Origin of the sequence: Duganella sp. OV510 (assembly GCF_900100205.1) — a bacterium.
Lineage (GTDB): Bacteria > Pseudomonadota > Gammaproteobacteria > Burkholderiales > Burkholderiaceae_D > Rugamonas.
Genome location: NZ_FNEQ01000002.1, coordinates 361,290 through 380,047 on the forward strand (window position 1 = coordinate 361,290; position 18,758 = coordinate 380,047).

General features: G+C 62.0%; 13 protein-coding genes. 8 read left to right on the plus strand and 5 right to left on the minus strand.

Translation table 11 applies throughout. The features are described 5' to 3' along the window. Nucleotides 1-23 precede the first annotated feature (23 nt). Nucleotides 24-248, plus strand: coding sequence for a hypothetical protein (locus BLS51_RS30160; protein ID WP_229207501.1), 225 nt, complete (start codon nt 24-26; stop codon nt 246-248). Next, nucleotides 181-954 (plus strand): MFS transporter, encoded by a 774-nt coding sequence (locus BLS51_RS08745; protein ID WP_229207500.1) that lies wholly within the window; start codon nt 181-183, stop codon nt 952-954. The genes BLS51_RS30160 and BLS51_RS08745 overlap by 68 nt, the downstream gene beginning before the upstream one ends. On the opposite strand, the gene BLS51_RS08750 is transcribed toward BLS51_RS08745, so the two are convergent. Together BLS51_RS08750 and BLS51_RS08755 are read right to left on the minus strand one after the other, a co-directional pair. Continuing rightward, nucleotides 937-2,811 carry a glucokinase gene (locus tag BLS51_RS08750; RefSeq protein WP_090181531.1) on the minus strand — a complete coding sequence of 625 codons (1,875 nt, stop codon included), beginning with the start codon at nt 2,809-2,811 and terminating at the stop codon, nt 937-939. The two genes, BLS51_RS08745 and BLS51_RS08750, sit on opposite strands and share 18 nt — an antisense overlap. A gap of 95 nt (nt 2,812-2,906) precedes the next feature. Next, nucleotides 2,907-4,544 carry an alpha-glucosidase gene (locus BLS51_RS08755; RefSeq protein WP_090181529.1) on the minus strand — a complete coding sequence of 546 codons (1,638 nt, stop codon included), beginning with the start codon at nt 4,542-4,544 and terminating at the stop codon, nt 2,907-2,909. A gap of 218 nt (nt 4,545-4,762) precedes the next feature. Between BLS51_RS08755 and BLS51_RS08760 the strand changes: the two genes are divergently transcribed. From BLS51_RS08760 to BLS51_RS08785, 6 genes are all read left to right on the plus strand, one after another. Further along, the gene (locus BLS51_RS08760; RefSeq protein WP_090182214.1) at nt 4,763-6,310 is read left to right on the plus strand and encodes a POT-type proton-dependent oligopeptide transporter; all 1,548 of its coding nucleotides are present in this window, start codon (nt 4,763-4,765) and stop codon (nt 6,308-6,310) included. 16 nt (nt 6,311-6,326) lie between these two features. Beyond that, entirely contained in the window at nt 6,327-6,554 is a 228-nt protein-coding gene (locus tag BLS51_RS08765) for a type II toxin-antitoxin system RelB family antitoxin (RefSeq protein WP_090181527.1), read from the plus strand. A 159-nt stretch (nt 6,555-6,713) separates the two neighbouring features. Then, nucleotides 6,714-6,806, plus strand: a complete 93-nt coding sequence (locus BLS51_RS30165) for a type II toxin-antitoxin system RelE family toxin (protein ID WP_229207499.1) — start codon at nt 6,714-6,716, stop codon at nt 6,804-6,806. A gap of 114 nt (nt 6,807-6,920) precedes the next feature. After that, nucleotides 6,921-9,629 carry an alpha-1,6-glucosidase domain-containing protein gene (locus tag BLS51_RS08775; RefSeq protein WP_090181523.1) on the plus strand — a complete coding sequence of 903 codons (2,709 nt, stop codon included), beginning with the start codon at nt 6,921-6,923 and terminating at the stop codon, nt 9,627-9,629. 113 nt (nt 9,630-9,742) lie between these two features. After that, entirely contained in the window at nt 9,743-12,040 is a 2,298-nt protein-coding gene (locus BLS51_RS08780; protein ID WP_090181521.1) for a GH92 family glycosyl hydrolase, read from the plus strand. Between the two features lie 193 nt (nt 12,041-12,233). Next, entirely contained in the window at nt 12,234-14,057 is a 1,824-nt protein-coding gene (locus tag BLS51_RS08785; protein WP_090181519.1) for a bifunctional diguanylate cyclase/phosphodiesterase, read from the plus strand. Here the strand turns inward: BLS51_RS08785 and BLS51_RS08790 are convergent. Genes BLS51_RS08790 through BLS51_RS08800 form a run of 3 tightly spaced genes read right to left on the minus strand, consistent with a single transcriptional unit; the run spans nt 13,973 to nt 18,647 of the window. Continuing rightward, nucleotides 13,973-15,631: an alpha-amylase family glycosyl hydrolase gene (locus tag BLS51_RS08790; RefSeq protein ID WP_090181516.1), complete on the minus strand. Its 1,659-nt coding sequence runs from the start codon at nt 15,629-15,631 to the stop codon at nt 13,973-13,975. The genes BLS51_RS08785 and BLS51_RS08790 overlap by 85 nt on opposite strands. An 11-nt stretch (nt 15,632-15,642) precedes the next feature. Beyond that, on the minus strand, nt 15,643-17,274 hold the full coding sequence (locus tag BLS51_RS08795) for an alpha-D-glucose phosphate-specific phosphoglucomutase (RefSeq protein ID WP_090181513.1): 1,632 nt from the start codon (nt 17,272-17,274) through the stop codon (nt 15,643-15,645). Nucleotides 17,275-17,324: 50 nt separating this feature from the next. Then, on the minus strand, nt 17,325-18,647 hold the full coding sequence (locus tag BLS51_RS08800) for an MFS transporter (protein WP_090181511.1): 1,323 nt from the start codon (nt 18,645-18,647) through the stop codon (nt 17,325-17,327). Between the last annotated feature and the right edge of the window lie 111 nt (nt 18,648-18,758).

Below are 18,758 nucleotides of genomic sequence, written 5' to 3' on the forward strand. Positions count from 1 at the left end.
ACGAAACCAATTAAGGAACACCCATGGACCCACGTTTAATCGTGCTGGCGGTCGGCATGTTCGCGCTCGGCACGGACAGCTATGTGATGGCAGGCGTGCTGCCACAGATTGCCGTCAACTATGGCGTCAGCATCGCCGCAGCTGGCCAGATGACCACCGTTTACTGCGCTGTCGGTGGTAATGGCCGGCTTCAGCGCCGCCACGGCGCTCGGCTCGCCGATCGGCGCCGTCGTCGGCGGCGTCGGTGACTGGCGCTGGACCATGGTGCTGGTGAGCGTGCTCGGGGGCCTGTCCGGCCTGGGGATCTGGGCCTTCCTGGCCGACATCCCGCTGCCGCCGAAAGTCACGCTGCGCCAGCGGCTGGCGCCACTGGCAGATGTGCGCGCCGGGCTGTTGCTGATGACTACGCTGATCGCCATGGCCGGCACTTTCACCGTCTACAACTACTTCGCTGTAGCGTTCGACCGCGCCATCGCCGGCGATGCTTATGTGCTGGGCGGCCTGCTTGCGGCCTGGGGTGTGGCAGGCACGGCGGCCAATCTGTTCGCCGGCCGCCTGATTGATCGCGCCGATGCACGCAAGGTAGTGCAACGCTTATTGATCGCGCTGGTGCTGGTGGTTGGCACGCTGCCTTTCACCAGTGCGCATCTGTGGAGCGCGGCGATCGCGGTGGCGGTGTGGGGTGGCCTGGGCTGGGGTGTGCTGGTGCCGCAGCAGCACCGGCTGGTAAGTCTGGCGCCATCGATCGCGCCGGTCCTGTTGGGGCTTAACACCGCCGGCACTTATCTCGGCGTAACCACCGCCGGGGTGATCGGCGCCGCCGGCGTGAATGCGCTGGGCGCGCACGCCCTTGGTTTCATCGGCGCCGCGCTGATCGTGGTGGCGCTGGTGTTTTCGGAACTGGCGGCACGCCGGGCGGCGGCCACCCAGCGTGATTCAACCGTCGAGGTGTGAGATCAGCAGGCGGCGATTGTCGGTCTCGCCGTTGCTGCTCTTGTGCTCGACCACCAGGCGCGAATTCTGCGCGTCCAGCGAGATGCCGACCGACAGGATGTCGATCAGCAGCAGTTGCAGGATGCGCGAGATCATCGACAGGAAGGTGGTGCTGTCCTCCGTATGATCGACCGCCAGGCAAACGCTGGCCTTCTTGGCCAGCGGCGAGTTGCTGGCGGTGATGGCGATGACGTCGGCGCCGGCCGCACGCGCGGCATCCACCGCCGCCAGCAGGTCCGGCAGCTTGCCGGAATTCGAAATCGCGATCACCACATCGCCTGGATTCAGCAGCTCGGCGGCCAGCGTCAGCAGATGCGAATCACCATACGCCGAAGTCGGAATGCGGAAGCGGAAGAATTTGTGCTGGCCGTCCAGCGCCACCACGCGCGAATTGCCCATCGCATAGAACTCGACCCGCTTGGCCTTGGCCACCAGCGCAATCGCCTTGTCCAGCGAACGCACGTCCAGCTGATCGCGGAATTTCAGGATCGCCGAAACGGTATTGTCGATCACCTTCGCGCTGAGGTCGTGCGTGCTGTCGCTGACGCGCACCTGGCTGTGCCGCACCGGTATCGCGCCGGTCAGGCTGCTGGCGAACTTCAGCTTGAAGTCGGCCAGTCCGAGGAAGCCCAGCGAGCGGCAGAAACGAATCACGGTCGGCTGGCTGACTTCGGCCAGACGCGCGATGTCGGCAATCGGCTCGTTCAGCACCAGGCGCGGCTGTTCCAGCACCAGTTGCGCGACGCGCTGCTCGGCCGGCGTCAGCTCGTGTTGCAGATGCTGCACGCGCTCCATCAGCGTATTGGCGCCGCTGCGTCCGCGCAGGTGCTCGGATAGTATCGTTGCGACGCCGTAGAACGCCGGATTCGGCGTGGTAATCACGTAAGTCGGAATCTCCGCCAGGTAACTGGTGAAGCGGCCCTTGGCTTCGAAGCGTGCGCGGAACGGCGAGGTGGTGAACCAGTCGCCCAGGCGCGGCACGATGCCGCCGCCGATGAACATGCCGCCGAATGCGCCCAATGTCACCGCCAGGTTGGCGGTGGCGCCGCCCAGCATGGCGCAGAAGCATTCCAGCACTTCCAGGCACAGCGGGTCTTTGTCGGTCAATGCGCCGGAGATGATTTCCTGCGAGCTCAGGTCGCGCACCTGGCGGCCGTTGCGCTTGGCAATCGCGCGGTAGATGATTTCCATGCCAGGGCCGGAGATCAAACGCTCGGTCGATACGTGCGACCAGGTTTGCCAGGCGTATTGCAGGATCGCGTATTCGCGCTCGTCGGCTGGCGCGAAGTTGGTGTGACCACCTTCCGAGCCCAGCGTGACGAAACCGTCGACCGTCGGGATCACGCCCGACACGCCGAGGCCGGTGCCGGGGCCAAGCACGCCAATGACGGAATTCGATGCCGGCTTGCCGCCGCCGACCTGCATCAGGTCGGCCGGCTTCAGGCCCGGCAGCGACATTGCCAGCGCAGTGAAGTCGTTCACCACCAGCAGCGTGTGCAGGCCAAGCGCGCGGCGCACTTCGTCGGTGGAAAATTCCCAGTCGCGGTTGGTCATGCGGATGTAGTCGCCGCTGACCGGGTTGGCCACAGCCAGCGCCGCGTGATTCAGATTGACGCCAGCATGGTCCGACAGGTAGGAGCGCAGCATGGCGACGATGTCTGGATAGTCGTCGCACTTCAGCACGCGCACGGCGCGGAACTCGCCGGGGGCGGTCTGCAAGGCAAAGCGGGCGTGGGTGGCGCCGATGTCGGCCAGCAGGCGCGGGCCGTCGGCAAAGGCGGTACGGTTGAGTTTTTGATCCACTTCAGCTTGTTTCATCATCGATTCAGTCAAAACAGTTGGCGGAAGCATACCCGAAATGTTGATTTACCACTACGCCGCAAGTCATTTCGCCCAGTGGGCGGAATGACGGATTACTGCGCGTAGCCGAACCAGGCGCCGTATGGCGGCAGCTGTACTTTGCCGCCGGCGGCGCTGCCCGGCAGGCCGTGGCCTTGCAGCGCTTCGGCGTCCTGCGATGCCGGCAGGTCCACCGTCTGTGCCTCGCCACTCAGGTTGAACACCGCTAGGATGCTGCGCTCACCCGCCAGATCGCGGCGCAGCGCCAGCACGCTGTCCTGCGTATCGAAGAAGGCGATCTCGCCGCGCAGCAGTTGCGGATGCTGGCGGCGCCACGCGGTGAATGCACGGGTGAAGGCCAGCGACGATTGCGCATCCGCCTCCTGCACCGAAGCCGCCTTGGCCAGGTGATCCGGCGATACCGGCAACCACGGCTTGCCGGTGGTGAAGCCGCCATTGGCTTCATCGGTCCACGCGATCGGCGTGCGGCAGCCATCGCGGCCCTTGAACTCCGGCCAGAAGGTGATGCCATACGGATCTTGCAGCAGCTCGAACGGCACGTCCGCTTCGGCGAAGGCCAGCTCATCGCCCTGGTACAGGCACGGCGTGCCTTTCAGCGACAGCTGCATCGCCAGCGCCAGCTTGGCAAACGCCTGTGGCGCGCTCGGGCCGCCCCAGCGCGACGCTACGCGCGGCACGTCGTGATTGCCGACCGACCACGAGGCCCAGCCGCCCTTCACACGTTTCTCGAACTGCTCGACCTGCTCGCGGATGTAGTGCGACGACAGCAGGTTGACCAGCAGGTTGAAGCTGTACGCCATGTGCAGCTTGTCGCCGCCTTCGGTGTACTCGGCCATCGTCGCCAGCGAATCGTCGGAGCCGACTTCGCCGATCGATACCGCCTTGTACTCATCCAGCAGCGCGCGCAGCTTTTGCAGGAAGGGCACGTTCTCCGGCTGGGTCTTGTCGAAGTTGTGCGCCTGCATGCCGTATGGATTGACGTCGGTGACAGTGATCGAGTCGCGGTTGGTGGCCGGCGGGTTGTCACGCAGCTGGCGGTCGTGGAAGTGGTAGTTGCTGGCATCCAGACGGATGCCGTCGACGCCGCGCTCCAGCCAGAAACGCAGCGCGTCCAGGTGCGCCTGTTGCACGGCCGGGTTGTGGAAGTTCAGTTGCGGCTGGCTGGTCAGGAAGTTGTGCATATAGTACTGGCGGCGGCGCGTGTCCCACTGCCAGGCCGAGCCACCAAACACCGACAGCCAGTTGTTCGGTGGGTTGCCATCGGCTTTCGGATCGGCCCAGACGTACCAGTCGGCTTTCGGATTGTCGCGGCTGGAACGGCTTTCCTTGAACCAGGCGTGATCTTCGGCGGTGTGCGCCATCACCTGGTCGATCATGATCTTCAGGCCGAGGCTATGCGCCGTGGCGACCAGCGTGTCGAAATCGGCCAGCGTGCCGAACAACGGATCGACGTCGCAGTAATCGGCGATGTCGTAGCCAAAATCTTTCATCGGTGATTTGAAGAAAGGCGAAATCCACACGATGTCCACGCCCAGCGATGCGATATAGTCCAGCTTTGCCGTAATCCCCGGAAGATCGCCCACGCCATCGCCATTGCTATCCATGTAACTACGTGGGTAAACCTGGTAGATGATCGCATCGCGATACCAGTCTGGAGAGTGCGGGGAGACTTGAGTAAGTTGCTTAGTCATAAGAGAATCCGGGGTTGGCTGTCTGGTGTATTTGATTTTGTAGAGAATATACATCACGAAAACAGTTTTTTCAATCATGGACCCGCTAGGCGATTATCATAAATAATCGTTTAAAAACAAACTCTTGGGAATTTTTACCGGAATTTTCAAGATAAAAATAGTAGTCAAACTACACAAATACAGGAGTGAATATAGTGAGCAACAACGGCAACGGGCCGATGCCCCGGCAAATTCCCTACATCATCGCCAACGAAGGCTGCGAACGTTTCAGCTTCTATGGCATGCGCAATATCCTGACGCCTTTCTTGCTCAGTACACTGCTGTTATTCATTCCGATCGGCGACCGCACTGCCGAAGCCAAGCACATCTTCCACACCTTCGTCATCGGCGTGTATTTCTTCCCGCTGCTGGGCGGCTGGATCGCCGACCGTTTCTGGGGCAAGTACAAGACAGTGTTCTGGTTTTCGCTGATCTACGTGGCCGGCCATGCCTGCCTGGCCATCTTTGAGCACAACCTGGAAGGCTTCTACTTCGGCCTGGCGCTGATCGCCTTCGGCTCGGGCGGCATCAAGCCGCTGGTGGTGGCCTTTGTCGGCGACCAGTTCGATCAGACCAACAAGAACCGCGCCAAGCTGGTGTTCGACGCTTTCTACTGGATCATCAACTTCGGCTCCTTCTTTGCCTCGCTGCTGATGCCGGTGTTGTTGCGCGATTACGGCCCAAGTGTTGCCTTCGGCATCCCTGGCCTGCTGATGGCGATTGCCACCGTGGTGTTCTGGATGGGCCGCAAGAAGTATGTGCACGTGCCGCCGGCGGCGCCGAATCCGGATTCGTTCAGCAGCGTCGCCCGCACTGCCCTGCTGGCACGCGCACCGGGCCAATCGCGTCCTGGCCTGATGGTGGCTGGCGCGGGCGCTGTCGCCGCACTGATCTCGCTGTGCATGACGCCGGCCTGGGGCTTCGTCATTGCCGCCTGCACGGCGCTGGTGCTGTTGCTGGCGTTTGGCGGCATCGGCGTGTCGATGCAGCTGGATCGTGCGCGCGGCGTGCATACCGATGCGGCGGTGGAAGGCGTGCGCGCGGTGCTGCGCATCCTGATCGTGTTCGCCATGATTACGCCGTTCTGGTCGCTGTTCGACCAGAAGGCGTCGACCTGGATCGTGCAGGCCAATACGATGGACAGCCCGCTGTTGTCGATCTTTGGCTGGGAATTCAAGCTGCTGCCGGCGCAGATGCAGGCGGTCAATCCCATCCTGGTGATGCTGCTGATCCCGCTGAACAACGTGCTGCTGTTCCCGCTGATGCGCGCAATCGGCATCACGCCGACGCCGCTGCGCCGCATGGGCCTGGGCATTGCGCTGTCGGCTTCGTCATGGGTGGTGATTGGCATGATCCAGCTGTGGATGGACGGTGGCGATCACGTGTCGATCCTGTGGCAGCTGCTGCCGTATGCCTTGCTGACGCTGGGTGAAGTGCTGGTGTCCGCCACCGGGCTGGAGTTCGCCTACAGCCAGGCGCCGGCGTCGATGAAAGGCATCATCTTGAGCTTCTGGTATCTGGCCGTTACGGTTGGCAACCTGTGGGTGCTGATCGTCAATTCGGCGGTCAAGAATGACGTGGTCGGCGGCTGGATCGCCAGCAGCGGCCTGAGCCCGATCGCCTTCCAGATGTTCTTCTTCGCCGCCTTCGCCGCCGTCGTCACCGCCATCTTCGCCCTGTACGCCACGCGCTACAAGATGGTGGATAATTACCGGAAATCGGCATAACAACAGAGAGGTAGCTATGGCCATTTCATTTGAGCTTGATTCGGAAACAGAACAGCGCTTGAAGGAGCTGGCCAAGCGCACCGGCAAAACGCCCGACTTCCATCTTCAGGAACTTATCGCGCATGGCATCGAGGATCTGGAAGATCTTTATCTAGCCAAGTCCACAATGCAGCGTGTTGCTAGCGGAAAAGAACCCATTTACTCATCAGCCCAGGTCAGGAAAAATCTTGGCCTGGCAGATTGACTACACCCGTCAGGCACAGCGCCAGCTAGCAAAGCTGGACAAGGCCGTCGCGCGGCGAATCCTTGACTATATGGATCAGCAAGTCGGACTCCAGTCCGATCCTCGCTGTTCGGCAAAGCGCTAGTTGGCCAAAAACTCGGCAGCTACTGGCGCTACCGCGTGGGCGATTACCGCATTATCTGCGACATACAAGATAGCGTATTACGCATCCTCGTTATTAACATCGGCCATAGAGGGAAGGTGTATCGATAAACCGCCAACAAAGTAGTAAAACTACAGATTCTGGAGTACCATAATCACCAAATTCACGAGTATTTTGCAGATTTTGTAACTGCACTACTCAATATAGACGATTTGGGAGACGGTATGGCTGGTAAACACGTGGCGGTGGTTGGTTTGGGGGGCGCGCTGGCGCTGTCTTGTTTGACGGCGGTAGCGGCGCCATCGCTGGCGGAGTGCGACGGGGCGTTTGCGACCACGCTGAACGCTGCGCCGGCCGTCGATGCGCGGGCTTATTGGTTGAACCGTCAGTTGATCAAATGGCCGTCCGCTGCCACCGATGGCGTCTTCAAGCTGTATTACTCCGCTGGCGCGCAGTTGCGTGCTGCGCGCGGTGCGCGCGTCACTGGCGCGGATGGCGCCGTCACGCTGTCGCGCTTTGAGGGCGCGGTGCCAGCGGATGCCGCCCAGCGCTTCAAGTTCGTCGGCGCCGGCCCGGTGCTGGCGGCCGCGCAAGCCGATGTCGCCCGTTTGCTGACGCAGCAGGTGCTGCTGGTGCAGGAAGCCGCCGATGGCACCGTGCGCGATGCGACTTCGCTGCAAATCGCCGGCGCGCTGGATGATATCTATGCTGGCGCGGCACAAGCCGATGATCTCGGCGTCACCGTCGGCAAGCGTGACGCCGGCTTCAAGCTGTGGGCGCCAACCGCGCAAAACGTCGCGCTGTGCACCTACGACAGCGGCAGCAGCAAGGCCGCCGCCATCACGCCGATGACGCGCGACGCCGCCACCGGCATCTGGTCCGCAAGCGCCGGCCGCGATGGCCAGTATTATCAATACCTTGTCGACGTGGTTGCGCCATCGGCTGGTTTGGTGCGCAATCTGGTCACCGATCCTTATTCCGTCAGCCTGACGACAGACTCCAAACGCAGCTACATCGTCGACCTGAACGCCGCGAAACTCAAGCCCGCCGGCTGGGACAAGACAGCCGCACCAGCGAAAGTCGCCGCGCAAACCGACATGACGGTCTACGAACTGCATGTGCGCGACTTCTCGATCAACGACCACACCGTCAGCGCGGCCAATCGCGGCAAGTACACAGCGTTCACCGAGACGAAGTCGAACGGCATGAAGCACCTGGCAGCGCTGAGCAAAGCCGGCATGACCGACATCCACCTGCTGCCGGTGTACGACATCGGCAGCGTGCCGGAACAAGGCTGCGTCGTGCCGCAGATCCCCCCGGCCGCGCCGGACAGCGACACGCAGCAAGCCGCCGTCGAAAAGGTAAAGTTCCAGGACTGCTACAACTGGGGCTACGACCCTTACCACTACAACGCGCCTGAAGGCAGCTACAGCACCGATCCCGCCAACGGCGCCAAGCGCATCATCGAATTCCGCCAGATGGTGCAGGCGCTGCACAAGGCCGGCCTGCGCGTTGGCATGGACGTGGTCTACAACCACACCTACATCGCCGGCCAGAACGAGAAATCGGTATTGGACCGCGTGGTGCCCGGCTACTACCACCGCCTCAACGCCAAGGGCGACATCGAACGCTCGACCTGCTGCGACAACACCGCCACCGAAAACCTCATGATGGGCAAGCTGATGGTGGATTCGACTGCGCTGTGGGTCAAGCACTACAAGATCGACTCCTTCCGCTTCGACCTGATGGGCCATCAGCCGCGCGCGACGATGGAACAGTTGCAAGCCCGCGTCGGCAAGCAGATCAACCTGATCGGCGAAGGCTGGAACTTCGGCGAAGTGGCCGATGGCGCGCGCTTCGTGCAAGCGTCGCAGCTGTCGCTGAACGGCAGCGGCATCGGCACCTTCAGCGACCGCGGGCGCGACGCCGTGCGTGGTGGTGGCGCCGGCGACAGCGGTGTGCAGCTCATCACGCAGCAAGGCTACATCAATGGCCTGGTCTACGACGCCAACGAACAGGCTTCCAGGCGTCCGCTGGCGGACCTGCTGCAAGCCTCGGACATGGTGAAGGCCGGCCTGGCCGGCACCATCCGCAGCTATCCGCTCACCACCACCGATGGCCGCACCGTCGCACTGCAAGACATCGTCTACGGTGGCAACCAGCCGGCCGGATACGCCAGCGAGCCGGGTGAAACCGTCAACTACGTCGAGAACCACGACAACCAGACGCTGTACGACATCAACGCCTTCAAGCTGCCGCAAGCCACCACCGCACGCGAACGCGCGCAGGTGCAGATGCTGGGCGCCGCCATCAACGCCTTCAGCCAGGGCGTGGCTTACTTCCACGCAGGCTTCGACATCCTGCGTTCCAAATCGCTGGACCGCAACAGCTTCGAGTCCGGCGACTGGTTCAATCGGCTAGACTGGACCTATCAGGACAACTACTACGGAACCGGCCTGCCGCCGGCCGCCGACAACAGCAAGGACTATGCGCTGATCAAGCCTATCCTGCGCAACGCCGCCATCAAGCCAGCGCCAGCGGACATCGCCTGGGCGCGCGACGCCTTCCGCGACCTGCTGTCCATCCGCTCCAGCAGCACGCTGTTCCGCCTGCGCAGTTCCGAAGACATCAAGCAGCGCCTGCGCTTCTTCAATAACGGCCCGCAGCAGGTGGCGACCGTGATCGCGGCGCACATCGACGGCAAGGGCTATCCAGGCGCGCGCTTCAAGTCGATCATCTACCTGATCAACGTCGACAAAACAGCGCAGACGATCACCGTGGCGGAAGAAAAGAATCGCAACTACGCGCTGCATCCTGTTCACACCGGCATCGCCGCAGCGGACAAACGCGTGGCCTCGGAAGCCAGGTATGACAAGACCAGCGGAAGCTACACGATCCCTGCACGCAGCGCGGTGGTTTTCGTCGAACATTGATGACCGCAAGGCGTCCAGATGTTTAGTGGAAGGTGCTAAACAAGGACATTCCGCCCAGGCGGCGGCGCGAGGCTGCTACACTGGTCCGTCGCCAGCCGCCTCTTGTCCCGGATATGAAACTGTTGAAACTGTATACGCTTGTACTGCCAGCCTTGCTGGTCACGCTCACCGCCTTCGCCGAGCCTGTCAAAGATCCGGTCGAATGGGTCAATCCGCTGATGGGCACAGCAAGCAAGCCGGAACTCTCCAACGGCAATACCTATCCCACCATCGCCCTGCCATGGGGGATGAATTTCTGGACGCCGCAAACCGGCAAGATGGGCCATGGCTGGACCTATACCTACGACGCCGACAAGCTGCGTGGCTTCAAGCAGACGCACCAGCCATCGCCATGGATGAATGATTACGGCCAGTTCGCCATCATGCCGGTGACGGGCAAGCTGCGCTTCAATCAGGACGATCGCGCCAGCTGGTTCTCGCACAAGGCGGAAGTGGCCAAGCCTTACTACTACAGCGTCTATCTGGCGGACGCCGACGTCACCACCGAAATCACGCCGACCGAACGCGCCGCACAGTTTCGCTTCACCTGGCCGAAGACCGATGAGGCCTGGGTGGTGGTGGACGCCTACGACAAGGGCTCTTATATCAAGGTGCTGCCGGAGCAGCGCAAGATCGTCGGCTACAGCACCCGCTATGCACGCGGCCCGCTGCCGAAGAACTTCAAGAACTACTTCGTCATCTACTTTGACAAGCCATTTACGTCCACCCACATCTGGAGCGGCGACAAGCTGGTGGAAGGTGTGACCGAACTGGCCAGCGCACACAGTGGCGCGGTGGTCGGCTTCAAGACCGAAAAAGGCGAGAAGGTTGGCATGCGGGTTGCCTCGTCCTTCATCAGCGAAGAACAGGCGGAGCTGAACCTGAGGCGCGAACTGGCCAGCGACAGCTTCGACACCACCGCGCAAAAGGGCAAGGATATCTGGAACAAGACGCTGAGCCGCATCAGCGTTGAAGGCGGCAGCGTCGATCAGACGCGCACCTTCTATTCCAGCTTGTACCGCATGCTGTTCTTCCCGAACAAGCTGTACGAGATCAACGCCAACAACCAGATCGTCCACTGGAGCCCTTACAACGGCGAGATCCTGCCCGGCTATATGTTTGCCGGCACCGGCTTCTGGGACACCTTCCGCGCGCTCTATCCCTTCCTCAACCTGATGTACCCGTCGATCAACAAGGAGATGCAGGAAGGCCTGGCCAATGACTTCAAGGAAGGCGGCTGGTTGCCGGAATGGTCCAGTCCCGGCCTGGCCAATGTCATGATCGGCAATAACTCGGCCTCGGTGGTGGCGGAAGCCTACATCAAGGGCCTGCGCGGCTACGATATCGACACCTTGTGGCAGGCGCTCAAGCACGGCGCCAACAACGAGGGGCCGATGGACGCCGTCGGCCGCAAGGGCGTCAGCTACTATAACGAGCTGGGTTACGTGCCCTACGACGTCAAGATCAACGAGAACGCTGCGCGCACGCTGGAATATGCCTACGACGATTTCGCCATCTGGCAGCTGGGCAAAGCGCTGGGCAAGCCGGAATCGGAAATCGGCATCTACAAGCAGCGCGCCATGAACTACAAGAAGCTGTTCGATCCGGAGTCTGGCCTCATGCGCGGCAAGAACCAGGATGGCAGCTTCCAGTCGCCATTCAATCCCTTCAAGTGGGGCGATGCTTTCACCGAGGGGAATAGCTGGCACTACACCTGGTCGGTCTTCCAGGACATCAACGGCCTGATGGAGCTGATGGGCGGGCGCGAAAAGTTCGTCGCCAAGCTGGATCAGGTGTTCACGCTGCCGCCCATCTACGACGAGAGCTATTACGGACAGGTGATCCACGAAATCCGCGAAATGCAGATTGCGAACATGGGCCAGTACGCGCACGGCAACCAGCCTATCCAGCACATGATCTACCTGTATGGCTATGCCGGCGCGCCGTGGAAGACGCAATACTGGGCGCGCGAAACCATGAACCGCATGTACAAGCCGACACCGGACGGCTACTGTGGTGATGAAGACAACGGCCAGACCTCGGCTTGGTATGTGTTCTCCGCGCTGGGCTTCTATCCGGTCACGCCGGCGGTGCCGCAGTATGTGGTGGGTGCACCGCTGTTCAAGAAAGCCACGCTGCATCTGGAGAACGGTAACACCATCACCATCAACGCGCCGTCCAACAGCGACGAACGCCGCTACGTGAACACACTGAAGGTGAATGGCAAACCGTATGCCCACAACTGGCTCGATCACACCGCGCTGCAAAAAGGCGCGGTACTGGACTTCGACATGCGCGCACAGCCCAACCAGAAGCGCGGCACCGCGCCGGCAGATGCGCCTTATTCGATGTCGGCACCATCAGGCGGGTGACAAAGCTGTCGATTGTAAATTTTTATGAGCATGATTGAAACTGGTTTCAAGCGCGCAAATCCGTCTCGTGATACCATGTGATTTCCTTGTGGAAATAAAGTTTATATTTTCACCATCCTGAGCCTTATCCCGCTCCCGATCCTCGACAGTGCCCCGCCCCGCATTGCGCCTGACCTGCTTTACGGACCCGCATATGCCGACTTCCTGTTTAACTGTCGAGGCACGCCGCCTCGACGCACTGTACAAACTGAATTTGCTGGACACACCCGCCAGCGAAGCTTTTGATCGCATCACGCGCATGGCAGCCAACCTGTTCAAGCTGCCAATTGCCGCCATCTCGCTGACCGATGCCGATCGCCAGTGGTTCAAGTCGCGCGTCGGTGTCGAACATGATTCGATTCCGCGCATGCGCGCACCGTGCGGCCAGGTGGCCGACAGCAGCGATGTATTGGTGATCCCCGACCTGGCGCAGGACGATTATTATCGCAACAGCGTGCTGGCGGAAAAAGGCATCCGCTACTACGCAGGTGCTCCGCTGACCACCACCGACGGCCATTGCCTCGGCGCCATGTGCGTGCTTGGCACCGAACCGCGCGACACCACGCCCGAGGAACTGACAGCGCTATGCGATCTGGCCGGCATGGTGATGGCGCAGATCGAATTGCAGCACGCGCTGGGCCGCGTCGACGCCGTCAGCGGCCTGCCCAACCGCCACCAGTTCATCGAGGACTTCGACGACCTGCAACTGGACGCCGGCGAAGGCGAACAGCGGCTGGCAGTGCTGCTCAACCTGGCCACGCCGGACCAGCTGACGCACGCCGCACGCGCCATGAAGTCGACCTACCTGGACGAGCTGGTGACCGAGGGCGCGCGCTGGCTGCGTGCGGAAATCGGTCCGGGCCACCGCATGTATCACGTCGCCACCGCGCAGTTCATGCTGCTGTCGTCACCCGGCGAAACGCTGGCAAGCTGGCTGCCGCGCGTGGAAGCACGCATGCAGAAGGCGCAGATCATCGCCCGCTCGCATCACATGGCCACGCCATCGGCCGGCGTGGTGCCGTTTGATGTCAACCATGACGACGCCCTGTCGGTGTTGCGCAAGGCGCGCAGCGCCGCCTTTGACGCCATGGCCAGCCCCAATCACGTGGCGGTATATTCGCAGGAAGAGGATGCGCTGTACCAGCGCCGATTCAGCCTGCTCAACGACTTTAGCGCGGCGCTGCAAAGTCGCGATCAGTTGCGTCTGGTGTTCCAGCCGCGTATCGATGTCGCCAGCGGCGAGTGCATCGGCGCAGAAGCGCTGCTGCGCTGGATTCATCCGACGTTGGGCGCCATCGGTCCGGCCGAATTCATTCCCATCGTCGAACGTTCGGGACTGGCACAGGCCACCACCGCCTGGGTGCTGGAAGAGGCGCTGCGCCACCAGCAGGCCTGGCGGCACGCCGGCCTGGCGTTGCAGGTGTCGGTGAACGTATCGGCGGCCAACCTGACCGAGAACGGTTTTGCCGCCAGCGTGGCGGCCTGCCTGGCGCGTCATCATCTGCCGGCAGATTGTTTGGAACTGGAAATCACCGAAAGCGCCATCATGGAACAACCGGTGAAAGCGCATGCGACGCTGGCGGAAATCGCCGCGCTGGGCGTCGGCCTGGCCATCGACGATTTCGGCACCGGCTACAGCAGCCTGTCCTATTTGCAGAAGATGCCGGCCGACGTGGTCAAGATCGACCAGTCCTTCATCCGCAACCTGGAGCGCGATACGCGCCAGCAGGCGCTGGTGACGGCGATGATTACGCTGTCGCAGGATCTCGGCCACCGCGTGGTGGCCGAAGGCGTGGAAAGCGATGCGGTGCTGGCGTTCCTGCGCCACGCCGGTTGCGAGGAGGCGCAGGGCTACCTGTTTGCCGCCCCGCTGGAAGCGGCGGATTTTGCCGCTTATTCCTGCCCGATCAGCACCAGCGCATTGCGCGTGCCGAAGTTGACGCTGTCGCCGCGTACCACGGCGGTCTTGCCGGAGTAGTAGTCCTTCACCCGCTGGCCATTGGCGAATACGCCATGCAGCTTGATGGTGGTGGATTTGTTGGTTGGCAGGTCGAGCGCCACCACTACCTTGTCGCGCAGGCCGTCCTTGTCGTAGGTGCGCTTGAAAACATACGGTTTCGCTTGCAGCTGCTGGTGCACGCCGGCGCCGACTGAAACGTGCGCCTTGCGGAACTGCCCCAGCTTGGCCCAGTGTGCGCGCACATCGCCGATCCTGTAGCCATCGCGCACGACGTTTTGCGCCAGTTCATTCCAGTTCATGAAGGAGCGCAGCTTGGCGTCGCCGCTGGCTTCCGCGATATCCAGCTTGCGTGCGGTTTCGTCGCCGTAGTAGATCTGCGCGGCGCCCGGCGCCAGCAGCAGCTTGGTGGCGCTTTCAAACGGCTTCTTGCGCGACGGGTCAAATGGCGCACCGTCGTCATGCGAATCCAGATAGTTCAGCACCGAATAGCCGTTCAGGCGTCCGCCGTGCAGCGCGTTCGAGTAGCTGCTGAAAATGCTTTCGTAGTCCTTCTCCGCATCCTTCACCAGCGAGAAATTGATCATGCTGTTGAAGTTGGCCTGATAGTAGTTGACGCTCTGGCCGCCGCCCAGGTCGTGATACAGACCGTCGCTGATCTTGTAGTTGTAGACTTCCGCTGTGGTGTAGAACTTGTCATCGCCCAGCTTCTTGTCCGGGTTGGCCTTCTTCCAGTCCTCGAAGGCGATGGCGGCTTCCTTCTGCAGTTCCTTCCATACTTTCGCTTCCACGTGCTTGACGGTGTCCGCGCGGAAGCCATCGACGCCGTATTTGCGGATCCAGTCGGTGTGCCACTTGATCAGGTAGTAGCGCGGCGCGCGCGGGTAGCCGGTGCGGGCGAAGAATTCGTTGAGGCTCTTGATCTCCTGCTCGAAACGGCCTTCCTGCTGCCACTTGGCCATCAGTCGTTCCGGCAGTTCGACCGGCTGGTCGCTCTCGGTCAGGAAGTCCGGCAGGTTCTTCACCAGCGTGCATTCGATGGTGGTCCTGGCATCCTTGTAGGTGCATTGCGGCGCGGTGCGCACCCACTCTTTTGGCCATACCGGATCGACGTCGGTGACCGGGCCGGTGTGGTTCATCACCACATCCAGCAGCACGCGGATGCCGCGCGCGTGCGCCGCGTCGACCAGGTTGCGGAAGTCGTTCTCGGTGCCGAGGTTGGCGTCGACGGCGGTGAAGTCGGATGCCCAGTAACCGTGGAAGCCGTAGGATTTGCCGGTGCCTTCATCGGTGCCGGCATGGATCTGCTCCACCGGCGGCGTGATCCAGATGGCGTTCACGCCCAGGCTGTCGAAATAGCCTTCGTTGATCTTGTTGATGACGCCGGCCAGGTCGCCGCCCATGTAGCCGCGCAGCGGCGCAGCATCCTTCTGGCGGTCGTAGGCCAGGTCGTTGCCGGTGAAGGCATTGCTGAAACGGTCGGTCAGCAAGAAATAGACGGTCGCATTCTCCCACAGGAATGGCTTCGGCTTTTCGGCGGCGTATGCCGAGGTCGTGGCCAGTGCCAGGGTCAATGCGAGTGTCGTCAATTTCATGCTGTCGTCCTTTATGTTGTTACGGTGGGATGGGCGCGGCCGGTCCAGTCGGCAATGCCGGCGACCTGCTCGGCGATCAATATCAGCGGATACAGCGCCTGCTGCGTCGGCAGATGGTGGAAGGCCGGATCAGGTTCATAGCGTTCCAGGTAGACGCGCAGCGTCGCCCCTTCGGTGCCGGTGCCCGACAGGCGGAACACCACGCGCGAACCGTTGGTCATCACGATGCGCACGCCCTGCTGCTTCGATACCGAACCGTCGACCGGATCGGTGTATTCAAAATCGTCCGCCAGCGCCACCACGTAGTGGCCCAGGTCCTGCCCCACCAGCGTGGCGAGCTTGACGCGCAGGGAAGCCATCAGTTCATTGGCGGCGTGGGTTTCCACCGCCTCGTAGTCGTGGCGCGAATAGTAATTGCGGCCGAAGCGTGCCCAATGCTCGCTGACCAGCTGCTCGACCGATTTGCCGCTGGCCGCCAGCAGGTTAAGCCAGAACAGCACTGCCCACAGGCCGTCCTTTTCGCGGATGTGATCCGAGCCGGTGCCGTAGCTTTCCTCGCCGCATAGCGTGGCCTTGCCGGCGTCCAGCAGGTTGCCGAAGAACTTCCAGCCGGTCGGCGTTTCGAAGCACGGGATGCTCAGCGCCTGCGCCACGCGGTCGGCCGCCTGCGAGGTTGGCATCGAACGGGCAATGCCTTTCAGGCCGGCGCGGTAGCCCGGCGCCACGGTCGCATGTGCGGCCAGCACGGCCAGACTGTCGGATGGCGTGACGTCGAACTTGCGGCCGAGGATCATGTTGCGGTCGCCGTCGCCATCGGAGGCGGCGCCGAAGTCCGGCGCATTATCGGCGGCCATGATGTCGATCAGCTGGGCGGCGTTGACCGGATTCGGGTCCGGGTGGTGGCCGCCGAAATCTTCCAGCGGCACGGCGTTGATGACGGTGCCTGCCGGCGCGCCAAGCTCGTCTTCGATGATGGCCTTGGCATACGGGCCGGAGACGGCGTGCATGCCGTCGAAGCACATGCGGAAACCGCCGGCGAACAGCTTGCGGATGGCGTCGAAATCAAACAGCTGCTGCATCAGGTCCGCATAGTCGGCTACCGGATCGATCACCTCGACCTCGGTGTCTTCGACGCGGGTGGCGCCGAGGCGATTCAGGTCGATCTCGGCCGCATCGCTGATGCGGTAGGCGCTGATGGTTTCGGTGCGGTGGAAAATCGCTTCGGTGACGTTCTCCGGCGCCGGGCCGCCATTGGCGATGTTGTACTTGATGCCGAAGTCGCCGTCCGGGCCTCCGGGATTGTGGCTGGCCGACAGCACGATGCCGCCCAGCGCGCCGTGCTTGCGGATCACGCAGCTGACGGCCGGCGTCGACAGGATGCCGCCCTGCCCCACCAGCACCCTGGCAAAGCCGTGCGCCGCCGCCATGCGCAGGATGGTCTGCACCGCGCTGCGGTTATGGAAACGGCCATCGCCGCCCAGCACCAGCGTCTTGCCTTGCACATCGCCCAGCGTGTCGAACACGCTCTGGACGAAGTTTTCAAGATAGTGGGCCTGCTGGAAAACCGTGACTTTCTTGCGCAGGCCGGAAGTACCCGGCCGCTGGCCGGGGAAAGAAGTAGTATTGATCGTCGTGATGCTCATGTTCGCTCCGCATAGGTAGGTGAATGCCTTATCTCGCGAACAATATTACATCAGACAGGGTCCGCTTCGTCGCGCACTATGAGGGTCAACACACCGGCAATGACCATGCACACGCCGCCCAGCATCAGCGTCTTGACGCTATGCCCCGCAAACCAGTGTTTGGTGACAAAGCCGAGCACCAGGCCGCTGACGATCTGCGGGATGACGATGAAGAAATTGAACACGCCCATGTAGTAGCCCATGCGGTCCGACGGCAGCGAGCCGGCCAGGATCGCGTACGGCATGGTCAGGATGCTGGCCCAGGCGATGCCGACGCCGATCATCGGGTAGAACAGCGTGTTCAGGTCGTGAATCGCATAGATGCTGAACAGGCTGACGCCACCGATGACCAGGCAGGCCAGGTGCACGAACTTGCGGCTGGTGTAGCGCGCGAACACCGGCAGGATGAACGCCGCCAGCGCCGAGACGCCACCGTACACGGCAAACATCACGCCCACATGGTTGCCGGCTTCCTGGAAGGCGGTCGATTGCGCGTCGGCGGTGCCGAAGACGTTTTCGCTGACGGCGTTGGTGGTGTAGATCCACATCGCGAACAGGGCGATCCAGGTGAAGAACTGCACCACAGCCAGTTGCACCATGGTCTTCGGCATTTTGGTGAAGCCGCTGAAGATTTCGGTCAGCGCCTTGCCCAGCCCCTTGTTGCGCTGCTGCGCGGCGCGGAACGCGGCCAGGTCTTGCGGTGGCAGTTCCTTGGCGGTCAGCACGGTCCACAACACCGCCAGGAAGTAGACGGCGCCGCCGGCGTAGAAGGAATAGCGCACGGTCTCTGGAATCGTGCCGTTGATGGCTTCATTGCTGACGCCAAAGTGGGTGAAGATGGTTGGCAGCAGCGAGGCGATCACCGCGCCCCAGCCAATGAAGAAGGTTTGCATCGCGAAGCCGGCGGTCTGCTGGCGTGGACCCAGCTTGTCGCCGACGAAGGCGCGGAACGGTTCCATCGAAACGTTGATGGCGCCATCCAGCAGCCACAGGACCACCACCGCCATCCACAGCGACGTGGAATTCGGCATCAGGAACAGCGCGATCGACGCCAGCAAGGCGCCGATGAAGAAGAATGGGCGGCGGCGGCCCCAGGTCGGGTGCCAGGTGTTGTCGCTCAGGTGGCCGATGATCGGCTGCACCAGCAGGCCGGTGACCGGCGCGGCCAGCCAGAACAGCGAGAGCTCGTCGGGATTCGCGCCCAGCGTGGAGAAAATCCGGCTGACGTTGGCGTTTTGCAGCGCAAAGCCAAATTGAATGCCGAAGAAGCCGAGGCTCATATTCCACAGCTGCCAGAACGACAGGATGGGCTTGTTGTGGCTGGAAGAATGCATGCTGCGCGTCCCGATTTTAAAAATTTGTAGCAAAATAACACGCTGACCTATGCGTGTCAATCTCAAGAACTTCCTAGTAAAATAAAGGGAAAAGCCTGTTCAGAGGGCTGG

Bases quoted from the DNA above. Each gene is read 5' to 3' on its own strand.
- BLS51_RS08745 (WP_229207500.1), top strand. From the start codon at position 181: ATGGCCGGCTTCAGCGCCGCCACGGCGCTCGGCTCGCCGATCGGCGCC.
- BLS51_RS30160 (WP_229207501.1), top strand. From the start codon at position 24: ATGGACCCACGTTTAATCGTGCTGGCGGTCGGCATGTTCGCGCTCGGC.
- BLS51_RS08765 (WP_090181527.1), top strand. From the start codon at position 6,327: ATGGCCATTTCATTTGAGCTTGATTCGGAAACAGAACAGCGCTTGAAG.
- BLS51_RS08755 (WP_090181529.1), bottom strand. From the start codon at position 4,544: ATGACTAAGCAACTTACTCAAGTCTCCCCGCACTCTCCAGACTGGTAT.
- BLS51_RS08760 (WP_090182214.1), top strand. From the start codon at position 4,763: ATGCCCCGGCAAATTCCCTACATCATCGCCAACGAAGGCTGCGAACGT.
- BLS51_RS08800 (WP_090181511.1), bottom strand. From the start codon at position 18,647: ATGCATTCTTCCAGCCACAACAAGCCCATCCTGTCGTTCTGGCAGCTG.
- BLS51_RS08750 (WP_090181531.1), bottom strand. From the start codon at position 2,811: ATGAAACAAGCTGAAGTGGATCAAAAACTCAACCGTACCGCCTTTGCC.
- BLS51_RS08790 (WP_090181516.1), bottom strand. From the start codon at position 15,631: ATGAAATTGACGACACTCGCATTGACCCTGGCACTGGCCACGACCTCG.
- BLS51_RS08780 (WP_090181521.1), top strand. From the start codon at position 9,743: ATGAAACTGTTGAAACTGTATACGCTTGTACTGCCAGCCTTGCTGGTC.
- BLS51_RS08775 (WP_090181523.1), top strand. From the start codon at position 6,921: ATGGCTGGTAAACACGTGGCGGTGGTTGGTTTGGGGGGCGCGCTGGCG.
- BLS51_RS08795 (WP_090181513.1), bottom strand. From the start codon at position 17,274: ATGAGCATCACGACGATCAATACTACTTCTTTCCCCGGCCAGCGGCCG.
- BLS51_RS08785 (WP_090181519.1), top strand. From the start codon at position 12,234: ATGCCGACTTCCTGTTTAACTGTCGAGGCACGCCGCCTCGACGCACTG.